At 43.8% G+C, this 11,034-nt stretch carries 6 protein-coding genes; 5 read left to right on the top strand and 1 reads right to left on the bottom strand.

Annotation, left to right across the window (positions count from 1 at the left end):
* The first annotated feature begins 257 nt into the window (after positions 1-257).
* The 4 genes from VEZ01S_RS12990 to VEZ01S_RS12975 all read left to right on the top strand — a co-directional run bounded on the left by VEZ01S_RS12990 (position 258) and on the right by VEZ01S_RS12975 (position 8,124).
* Positions 258-557 (top strand): hypothetical protein, encoded by a 300-nt coding sequence (locus tag VEZ01S_RS12990; RefSeq protein WP_040890921.1) that lies wholly within the window; start codon positions 258-260, stop codon positions 555-557.
* 441 nt (positions 558-998) lie between these two features.
* Positions 999-3,455 carry a TonB-dependent receptor plug domain-containing protein gene (locus tag VEZ01S_RS12985; RefSeq protein WP_021714504.1) on the top strand — a complete coding sequence of 819 codons (2,457 nt, stop codon included), beginning with the start codon at positions 999-1,001 and terminating at the stop codon, positions 3,453-3,455.
* Positions 3,456-3,536: 81 nt separating this feature from the next.
* On the top strand, positions 3,537-6,329 hold the full coding sequence (locus VEZ01S_RS12980) for a M16 family metallopeptidase (RefSeq protein ID WP_021714503.1): 2,793 nt from the start codon (positions 3,537-3,539) through the stop codon (positions 6,327-6,329).
* A 70-nt stretch (positions 6,330-6,399) separates the two neighbouring features.
* Positions 6,400-8,124 carry an ABC transporter ATP-binding protein/permease gene (locus VEZ01S_RS12975; RefSeq protein WP_021714502.1) on the top strand — a complete coding sequence of 575 codons (1,725 nt, stop codon included), beginning with the start codon at positions 6,400-6,402 and terminating at the stop codon, positions 8,122-8,124.
* A 104-nt stretch (positions 8,125-8,228) separates the two neighbouring features.
* Here VEZ01S_RS12975 and VEZ01S_RS12970 read toward each other — a convergent pair whose 3' ends face one another.
* Complete coding sequence (locus VEZ01S_RS12970; RefSeq protein WP_021714501.1) at positions 8,229-9,716, bottom strand: DUF1254 domain-containing protein; 1,488 nt, start codon at positions 9,714-9,716, stop codon at positions 8,229-8,231.
* A gap of 124 nt (positions 9,717-9,840) precedes the next feature.
* Between VEZ01S_RS12970 and VEZ01S_RS12965 the strand changes: the two genes are divergently transcribed.
* Positions 9,841-10,785, top strand: coding sequence for a LysR family transcriptional regulator (locus VEZ01S_RS12965; RefSeq protein ID WP_021714500.1), 945 nt, complete (start codon positions 9,841-9,843; stop codon positions 10,783-10,785).
* The last annotated feature ends 249 nt before the right edge of the window (positions 10,786-11,034 follow it).

The following is an 11,034-nucleotide window of genomic DNA, read 5'->3' as shown; positions in this document are numbered from 1 at the left end:
TATAATTCCCACGAACAAAAAATTTAATCGGCATCTTCGTAGTTAATATTTGTACTTTTATTAAGCACCAGTAAACCAAAACCTCTCCGCTCTAAATGCTACAAAATGTTAATAAAATGCACCTAATTGCGGAAAACTGCCTTCATTTCAGTGTCTACTCCATCACGATCTGACGCACTACTTTCCAGTAGTATTTGCCCTTTTTAGGCAAAACACATTAATCTAGTCAAGAACCCACTAATTTGCGAAATTACCCAATGACTCAAACGTCAAAACGATTTTCACTTTTAACGAATTATCAACAAGCGGAAGCTAAGAAGCGAAAGCAGTTTATTGAAAAGTATTTGGCTGAAACCGATCCTAAACACTTTCTGGAGCCAAATAGTTGGGAATTATTTTGCCAAGCTCACTGCGTTGAAATGCAAATAGCAAAACCCAAGCGTGAAGAATTTGCCAAATGGTGTTTTGATTTTCGAATGTGGCAAGGCGATCTTTTTGTATTAGCGCCTCAATCGACAAATAATGATCACTACTCCACTCAATGCGCAAATTCATAAATCACTTTAACGCCTTTTAGGGCCGTAAACCTTTCTTTAAATATGCGCTATCCTTGTAAATTCCTTACGATCTATAAGGAATAAATTAAACACTATAGGCTCTCTCAATAGCCTATAGTGTTACCTTACATCATCATCTAATTATCCCCATACCATCAATCACTTACAGTACTATTGGGCTTCTTGCTACTGACAATAACCATAAGATCTCATACTTATATAGACTATAATTTAACCACTCAAATCGTGAAGCATCATAAATATCAATAAAAATTTGAACCTATCATTAGTTTCATAAATGAAAGCTTGTCTTTCATTTTTAAATATGGATGATACACATCTTAATGATAATGATTCGCATAACCGTTCAAATATATAAAGATGCCCGCTCATCTCGCCAATCATTATTTCCCCACTATCAAGATGAATATTGTAGGATTTATGGATTGCTCTAACAAAATAACCCCATTAACTATAGGGATAATTGCCGCTTTGTATGGCGGATATGCCGCTGCCCAAACTCAAACTGACACAGCCGCAACAGAAGATAATAATGACCAAGAGGTTGTCGTGGTCACTGGAACGGCGCTGACCGTTGATCGGTTAGAACTAGAGCAATCACCAAAAGATAATCCTACGATCTCTGAAGCTCTCAAACATGAACCGAGAGTGGGTATTAATGACGCACAAAGTTCGATGCAAGGTGGTGACCTTACACCTGAAGAAATCTCTCTTTCGGGCGCAAGACCTCATCAAACGAAATACACGATTGACGGCGTAGGCATCAATAACAGCACCACTTTTGGTGGCGGAAGCGATTTGCCTGGCAGTTTAAGCTCAGGACATACCTCTGGTTATTTCATTGATACCAACCTGATTGATAGCATAGAAGTGCTGGACTATAACGTTGGCGCTGAATACGGGGGCTTTACAGGCGGTGTGGTCAACGCCAGTCTGCGTAAACCTACCGATGAATTTGTGATTGATTACAACTATCGCATGAATGACAGTTCTTGGAACGCCAAGCAAAAGGTAGGCAGCAACTTTCAAGATAGTTATGGCACTCCTATTGATGGCTCAGGCTATTATCAGCCTAACTACCAAAAGCGCATGCATGCCTTGCACATTGCAGGACCAATTAGTGAGAATCAAAAGCTCGCGCTTAACGTCAGCCATCAAGCATCGGACATTCCATTGGCGAATGACAAAGATACCGATGAGACCATGGACAATCTCTTCATTACCCACATCTGGGAATCAGGCCGATGGCAAACAACAAGTGACGTACGCTACACCGCTCATCATAAAAACAGCTTTTTAAACGATCACAATAACAATAATGCTGTCGTAGATGGCAGTGATTCAACCACGTCTCACGCTGGGATCGGCGCGACATTTAAACTGGATTACATGTTCGATAATGGGCACTGGGAGAATACCCTGGCATACGATCGCTTAAATGATGAACGTGAATCTAACACCGACTATTTTTCGACGAACATCATACGCACTGCTACAGGATTCGACAGATATAATCAGGGCAGTTACGGTAGCCTTCAGAAAAATCAAGACTCATACCAGTTTAAATCAGCCTACTATGTTGATCCGACTTATTTTGGCTCGATTGAGTTTCAGCCAAGCTTTGGGGTAGAGGCTAGCCACCAGCAAGGTACCGTTGATCGCGCCAACGAGTTTGCGGCATACCAATATCTTGATTTAGGTATAGGTAGTCCAAGTATTTCAAGCTTAACTCGCTACCATGCCGGAAACTATGATGTGAACGTTCAGCAATATGGCCTCTTTGCCGATAGCAAAATGCAATGGGAGCGTTGGGGATTATACTTAGGCGGTCGTGTCGACCATTTGAGCGGATTTAACAAAACCGTTTTCTCTCCTCGTATTACAACCAGCTGGGATTTTGATCTTGTAAACACCAATCGCATTACCTTAGGTGCTAACCGCTACTACAGCTCAAATCTACTCGGCTTAGCACTAGAAGCGGAACAATATCAATATTACTCTCGCTCGAGTAACTGTACTCCAAACGACGGTGATTGGAGTAATGTCGATGCAAGCAATCTCACATGTGCATCACATCAAACATACGATAACTTATCTCTAAGCTCAGCTGATGTGCCTTATGCAGACGAACTTAGCGCGTCTTGGGACATCAATATCAACAACTTCTCATTCAATACGACATACATCTATCGTATGCAAAGAGATGGCCTGACTTACTCTGAAGACGCAACACAAAATACAGCGACTATTCACAACAATCTTGAAAGTGAAAACCACATTGTCAGCCTTGATGTTGCCACTCGTAAACCATACGAACTTGCGGGAGGTTACTTCAGCGCAAACTGGAAAGTCGCATACAACTACCGCCGTGGACACGGAGATATTAAAGGTAGGTACGGTGAAGGTGACAGCCTAGATGTTGGGTTCCAAGATACGTGGGTAATGATTGATGGTGAGCTTGTTCGCTACAGTGAGATGAATGTCAGTGGTTACCAAGAGCCCCTTAAAAGTAGCTTAGATCTTAATATGTTTTGGGCGGATGCCGGGTTAGTTTGGAACAACCGCATTAACTATACGCAAGGCAAAACAGATCTTGTATACCTTAATTCGGTAAAGGTTGATATCGACGGACAAGAAGAAAACATCAACTCATTAAAATCTGTAGATCTGGATGACTACGTCACTTGGGATATGGCTGTTAACTGGACCCCAACCCAGCTTGGTAATCATGTCATTTTAGGCTTGAGTGTCACCAACCTTCTTAATACTCAAGAGGTTATCTCAACGTCTGGTTATTACGTTGACGGCGTTGTTAACCCAGATGATTTTTTCAACCAAGGTCGACAAATATGGCTAAACGTCAATCTACGTAATTAACCCCAATGCCATTCATATTCATCTCTTTTGAGCACTCTTATCACTAATCAGGAGCTGGCGCGCATTGCGCGCCACTATCGTATGAAAACTATCCCCTTTTTAATTGCGGCGTGTATTGCCATAACAGGCTGCCAGCACAGTAAAATAGACATTGACGATCCTCAGTTACCCATACGCCAAGATATGGTTCAAGGCGAACTCGACAACGGCATGCGTTATATTTTAGTCGAAAATGACCGTCCTAAAGATCGCGTCTCCCTACAACTTGTTATTCATGCCGGCTCTTTAGATGAAGAAGAAGACCAAAAAGGCATTGCGCATTTAGTAGAACATATGGCGTTTAATGGTACGGAGCAATTTCCGGCAAATACCTTAATTGAACACCAACAAACCTTAGGTATGGTATTTGGGCGTGATGTAAACGCAATGACCGAATACTACACCACCTCTTATTTCCTTCACCTACCCAATAACTCAGAAAAGATGTTGAGCGAAGGGTTTAATATGCTCTCTCAACAAGCCAGTGCACTGGTGTTTGACCAAGATGAATTGGAACGTGAACGTCCTGTTGTTGAAGAAGAGTGGAGAAATACTCTGAGTATGATGGCGCGCTTAGGCAAAGCAAACCGCCAGATTCTACTCGAAGGTAGTCGCTTTGGAGATAGAGAACCCATTGGTGACATGGAGTTGGTGCGTCACGTGGATGCCAGTCGTATCGAGGCATTTTGGCACGATTGGTACCACCCTAATAATATGACCTTAATTGTGGTCGGCTCAACCGACCAAGACGAAGTAGAGAAAATGCTTAATCGCTACTTTGGCGCTTTACCTGCACAAGAGTTACCAAAACGTCATAACTTAAATGTACCGCTAGACAACACCTTACACCTCAAAGTCATTGCGGATAAAGAAATTACGACAGAAGTCCTCTCTTTCAACTTTAGAGATTATGAAGTTACTCCGCACACTGAGTCCGAGTTACGTACCAAGCTGGTCAACGATATCACCATGCAAGTACTTAATAAGCGTCTACGCGAGCAATACAATGTAGAGAGCGACAACATCAGTAAAATAATGATGTCAACTCGTCCTATGGCAGCAGGCTATCGTAACAATCGTTTGATGGTGATTTTAACGGGCAAAAACTACCTTGCTAGTACTGAAGAAGCCTTTGAGCAACTCAGTCGTTTTTCTGAGCATGGTTTTGACCAAGACGATCTGACCACCGTACGTCAGAGTATGATCAATCGTTACCAGCAAATGGCAGACTCACTACGCAGCACAACTAACCGCCGTGAAATGATGTCTATCTTTAACCGCCTGCGCTCACAATCACCGCTTGTCGACTCAGATAAGTACGCTCATGTGGTCGAAAAGCTATCAAATAGCATTACGCTAGAAGAAATTAATGCGCACCTAAAACACATGGTGCACACACTAAACCCACTCGTGATCGCACAGGTCAAACTGGAAAACCAAACCGAATTGCCAAGCGATGCGCAATTAACGCAAGCATGGGAACATGCCAAGGCAAACCCACCAGCGGCCATCAAGCCCGTTACCGTGAGCAAACAACTGCTCTCTGACGTGCCTGAAAAAGCAAAGGTTGTCTCTTTTAAAGAGCAAGAAGGCGTGAAGGTGTGGACTCTGGAAAACGGCACGCAAGTTTGGTTTGAATACAGTGATGAAACCAGTCACGAGTTACGCTTGGATTATCGTGGTTGGGGTGGCAGTCAACACCTACCGGCTGACCAACGTTCAATTGCCCTGCTATTACGTCAAATGAGTAAGTTTGGCTATGGCGATTTTAGCAGCGACCAATTGGTGATGTTGAATGCGCCTTATTCAAATCGTATGAGTAGCTATATCAACCAAAGCGTGCATGGTTTTTCTGGAACTTCAAACACGAAGTCATTAGAAAATTGGTTGCAAAACCTCTATTTACAAATCACTCAACCACAAATTGATGATGAGATTTGGCACGCGACTAAACTATTGATGGAGCGTGGTATTGAGAATCAGAAATCAAGCTCAAATGGTCAGTTTAATGCAGCAATCGATAAAATCCGCTACGTAAATAACCCTGAGCGCTTGCGTATTACCAAGCAACAACTGGACAAGATAGAAGCCAAAGACCTGCTCAATACTTGGAATAATTTGTTCTCAAACGCTAACCAACATCACTTGATCGTTGTCGGTAATGCAGAAGCAAAACAGGTCATTGAGCTTGCGCAGCGCTATATTGGCTCTCTGCCATCAACAGAGGCGGAGTACTCTAAAATTGAGCTCCCACCACTAGGCAGTGGCAAACATGAAGTCAAAATTGCCGCCGGCGAAGAGCCAATGGCCATCACCAGTTTGATTTTCAATCAGGACTTGGCGTATAGCGTAGAGCGCAACGACCAGGCGTACCTGTTAAGTCGCATCATATCGAACCGTTTACGTGAAACACTGCGTGAAGAATCTGGCGGCGTCTATTCGGCACGCTTTGCCATCCGAATGGACCGAGATCGCAACCAAGCCTTTGGCATGCTCAGTTATGGGCACGACCCGCTACGTGGCGAAGAGCTTAAAACCAAAGCAATGGCGATACTGGACAAAGTCGTAGCACAAGGCGTAACCCAAAAAGAGCTTTCAGAAATCATTGTTCAAACCAAAAATGCCTTAGCCCCGGACAATATCTCTGATCGTCAGCGTCTAAATTATCTCAATGATGTTGCGCAATATGGGGACAGTTTCACCGTCATCGATGACTATTTAGCTTGGGTAGACAGTGTGACTCCCGCTCAAATTGACACTTTGGCCAAGCAAATATTAACCACCAATAATTGGATTGATGCCAGCTTAATGCCTGCCGAGAAAGCAGAAAATTAATCATTTTCAACCTTAACAACAGTACATACTGCCCAATGGCAGTATGTACTTTCGTCTTATTAGGGGATCTATGTTAATCCTTAAACAATTTTATGCGATAGCAAAGCCTTATTGGTCCAGTAAAGCCAGCCTCATCTCGTGGTTGTTATTTGCTGCCACCGTGGCTCTCTCCTTACTGCTTGTGCAAGTAATGGTAGAATTGAATGTTTGGAACAAAGAGTTTTTTGATGCACTCGCCGCATTAGACGGCCCGCTTATCTACGACCTACTGCTCAAATTTATTGGCTTTGTCGCCATTATCGTCGTAATGAAAGTGTATGCAAAATGGCTACAACAATGGGTAGAGATACGCTGGCGTACTTGGCTAACCGAACGTCTTGTCGGCCGTTGGCTCAGCAACCAAAACTTCTATCGACTCACGCTTACCGAAGAGCCGGATAACCCTGATCAACGTATTGCAGAAGACATAAAGTTACTCACGACCGATACTTTAACTCTGATTTTAGGATTGATTCAAAGTGTCGCGACGCTGTCAGCGTTTAGCGTTATCTTATGGGGGCTTTCTAGCGATTTCCTGCTGCCTTTGTTTGATGACATAAAAATATCAGGCTACTTACTGTGGCTTGCGCTGATTTACTCTATTGTCGGCGCGGGAGTGACTCACTTCTTTGGTCATAAGCTGCATAAGCTCTACTACCAACAGCAAAAGCGTGAAGCAAACTTTCGTGCTCGATTGTTGCGTAGCCGAGACAGTGCAGAGCAAATTGCCTTAATGCATGGCCAAAAGCGTGAAAAAGCGCAATTAGACTCAAGCTTTGACGATATTTCCTTCAACTGGAAAGCGTTAATGGGAAGAGAGAAAAAGCTGGGTATGGTGGTCAATACTTATCACCAAATTGCGGCTATGGTGCCTTATTTTGCCGCCATTCCAGCCTTAATGGCAGGAGTGATTACCGTAGGTGGTCTGTTCCAAGTACGTATGGCATTTATGCGAGTCTACAGCTCTCTAAGCTGGTTTATCTTCCGTTACGACGATCTAACCCACTGGAGTGCGACCGTGGTTCGTCTTACTCAATTTATTGAGGCCATGGATAAATGTGAGGCCCTTGCGCAAGCATCAGCAACAACATCGAGCCAAGGGGTGACCGATAAGCCAACCACTGCGCCTTATGGTGTGTCTTGCGAACAACTGCAGATACAAAAACCGAATGGTCAAACTCTACTTTCGAATATTTCATTGCAAGTGAAATCGGGAGAGTCACTGATGATCAAAGGCGCCAGTGGTTTAGGTAAATCCACACTGCTGCGCACATTAGCCGGCATTTGGCCATTTTACCAAGGTCAATTCCGCACCGATGATCACAATATTTTGCTACTGCCACAAAAGCCTTATCTACCGAAAAGCAGTTTGCGTGAATGTTTAAGCTACCCGCAAGCACCGAGCTCAGACAGCGCACTCTATCAAACGGCACTAGAGCAGGTTGGGCTTAGCTCACTTGCGCAGCAGTTAGACGATGAAGCTGAATGGCAAATGAAGCTTTCAGGCGGAGAGCAGCAAAAGGTGGCGCTAGCACGCGCATTGGTGCAAAAACCTCAGCTACTGATTCTTGATGAGGCAACAAGTAGTTTAGATGAACCAAGTGCCTATGCCCTGATTGAGCAGTTGCGTACTGAGCTGCCACACAGCACCATTATTATGGTCAGTCACCAAAGCCATCTAACCGGGCTTTTTGAGCGGGTTATGGAGCTGGGTAAGGAAACCTCCTCAGTAAAACCACTACTTAGCGCCAGCTAAAAAGAGGCGATAATAAAAAGGCCTGACTCTTATACATTAAAAGTCAGGCCTTAATTCTCATCCATGATGGCTAACACTATCCCGCTATTTTGGGATGTATTGCGTTATCTCACCGCTTTAAAATCACTTGGCTTCCACGAGCCATCAAACCAGTCTTGTGTCGGACCATAAACACGGAAAATCACGTTATAACCTTTGCCATCCACCGTTTGCACCCAATTGCCTTCAGCGCCTTGTGGAGCTTTGGGCGCAAAATGAATCGTAGTTGAGCCGTCCGCGTTTTTCTTCACACCTTTGCTTAATCCATCGACCCCAGCCCCTTTTTGGTCGGTCTCTAACATAGAGCGGGTTTGATTATCGTACACCATAAATGACCAGAACTTAGTCACTGGCACACCCGCAGGTAGCGTGACCGTATAATGCTTTGACCCATCAAGCAGCTTATCGTCTTGGTCTCTCGTCGCCAGAAGATAATCCGAGCCTTGACCTTCAGTTTTTGTCACCATATCTGGGGTGATCCCTGTTGCCATAAAGTGGAACAGCGCGCGATCATCGGCGTTAACTACGCCATTGTCGTTGTCGATAAATTCATGCCCATTCACCAATGGCGTAAACCATTTTCTGTCTGAGTATCGAGTTACCGACTCATCTGGATGGAAGTAATAACTACGAGCTTCCGCAGTCGCAATCTTTGCCGCTTCTTTGAAAATGCCCTGCATACGTGCATCAGGCGCAAAAGGTTTGCCTTTTTCAATGCCTAAACGTTTTGCCATAGATAGCCATTCAGCATCAAACACTGACGATGGTTCATACTGAATCAACGCATTAATTTCGGCATAAAAAGACTCATCCATGGCGTGCACCGTATTGTATTTAACACCCGAAAAGTTTTTAAAGTTGGTACGATCTTGCTTGCCATAAGGGTACAGCTTCATGGTCTCTTTCAGCTTAGCGATATCGCTGTCCATTGTTTGCGGCGCAGTGATGACTCGCAATAATAACCAGTGACGATAACCATCTGATTTAACGTGAATATACCCCTTCGGTAGCTCCCCCTGATACGAAGAATGATAGAAGAAATATTTCCCACCTTTCCCTTGATCTTGCGGATGAGTCGCACCAACGCGAGAAACAAATTTAAAGGCCGCATTATCCACTAACCCCAGCACAGGAGTGCCCACTTCAAGAACCACAGGCCCTTCTTTTAGGTCAATTTCACCCGATACATAAGGGGTTGTCGTATTGGCGGTTAACCAGATACTTTTTGCGTCCAATAACTGTTCAGAAATACCAATAGTTCGGTTTGCCTCCATTCCTATGCTCTGATGACCTGCCAATAACCCCTGAATAGATGCAACTGGGATACCCGAAAGAAACACACGTACTGCATCTGCCGTGTCCACAAAATCACTCGCTTTGCGGTGCGTTTCCAGAGAAGGGGCACCATCGGTATATGCAAGCTCGCCAAGATATTTAGACTCGACTTGATTCGGAGTGATGATTGAAGCTGGCACATCAGCCTTATAAGTTGCAGCACTTGCTGTACTGACTAAGCCAAGAGCAATGATGGTCGTAAGTAGTGTTTTTTTCATGTATCCGCCTGTCGTTAAACTGAGTATCTTCTGTTGCTATTCAGAATAGGCACTTGCTCTATTTGCGTCTAACGACTTATATTTATAATTAATTATGAGTGAAACGAATAATAGGGCGGCATTGATGAACCCAACATTAGCCAGAGTGGACCTGAATCTTTTAGTGACAATGGATGTGCTATTAAGAGAAAGGAACGTCTCGCGGGCATCTCAAGTATTGTTTGTCTCTCAATCCGCGGTCAGCAGAGCGCTAGCACGCTTACGAGACACCTTTAATGACCCTTTGTTTACCCGCGTATCAACAGGCTTAGTGCCTACAGAAAAAGCACTGCAAATAGAAAAACAGTTACTGGTGTTACTCCCGCAACTGCAACAAGTGTTCGGCCAAGAAGCGTTTGATCCCTCTACGTCAGACAATCGCTTCGCAATCTCTATGCCTGCATTTTTATCCAGTGCACTATTTCCAAAGCTCATATTGCGACTGCAAAAAATAGCTCCTAGAGTGACGATTACAGAGCATTCTGCCAAAGCAAATCCCTATCCTGCCATTGACCAAGGCCATATCGATTTTGCGCTGCACTTTACCCAACCACCAAATGAAAAATATGCGTCAAAACATCTTGGGCTACTACGACCTCAATTGTTCGTGCGATCCTCTCACCCTTTAAGCAGTGCTAAAGACGTCGCGTTAAAAGACACTCTTAACTTTCCTATGATTGGTATGGTGGTTGATGAAGATCAGCAGCACTCTTTCAATGCACCCATTTTGCAAGTCTACAAACAAATAATGCATGACAACCACCCTATTTTAAGAAGCTCTCAAACCCAGATATTAATAGACGTGCTCATGGCATCAGATTCGATATTGTTTGGTACTAACAGCATCCAAGCACTACAGGGCTTTGGTGAGCATTTTGTTTCCTTGCCATCACAAGAGCTAGACCAGCAACACGCACTCTCAGTGCCTGCCTACCTTGTCCATCATCAAAGGTGTTCAAGCAGCGCCGCGCATTTATGGATGAAAGAAATATTGATTGAAGAGCTGGCAAGATTGCTACCAAACTCTTGATTGACGTGAGTTTAGTGTTGAGATGTCATTAGTGCCTCCTGCTATGTGGCGGTGGCAAACCTAACATAAAACACTTTAAATACAGCAAGTTATAATGAAAGCTGTCGTTATTCACCATTCTATTTATCGTGATTAAACGTTACATTCCATTTTTACCGCTTATATCCAAGCAAAGTCACGATTATGATCAGGGTAGGGAATAATACCTATAAATAAATCATTTATAGGTATTGATATTACATCGACTTT

The organism is Vibrio ezurae NBRC 102218 (assembly GCF_000467185.1).
GTDB lineage: Bacteria > Pseudomonadota > Gammaproteobacteria > Enterobacterales > Vibrionaceae > Vibrio > Vibrio ezurae.
The sequence above is the reverse complement of the archived record's forward strand: the minus strand, read 5'-3'. Positions and strand labels throughout refer to the sequence as shown.

Coding starts and splice junctions, on each gene's coding strand:
- VEZ01S_RS12990 (WP_040890921.1), top strand. CDS start 258: ATGACTCAAACGTCAAAACGATTTTCACTTTTAACGAATTATCAACAA.
- VEZ01S_RS12985 (WP_021714504.1), top strand. CDS start 999: ATGGATTGCTCTAACAAAATAACCCCATTAACTATAGGGATAATTGCC.
- VEZ01S_RS12980 (WP_021714503.1), top strand. CDS start 3,537: ATGAAAACTATCCCCTTTTTAATTGCGGCGTGTATTGCCATAACAGGC.
- VEZ01S_RS12975 (WP_021714502.1), top strand. CDS start 6,400: ATGTTAATCCTTAAACAATTTTATGCGATAGCAAAGCCTTATTGGTCC.
- VEZ01S_RS12970 (WP_021714501.1), bottom strand. CDS start 9,716: ATGAAAAAAACACTACTTACGACCATCATTGCTCTTGGCTTAGTCAGT.
- VEZ01S_RS12965 (WP_021714500.1), top strand. CDS start 9,841: ATGAACCCAACATTAGCCAGAGTGGACCTGAATCTTTTAGTGACAATG.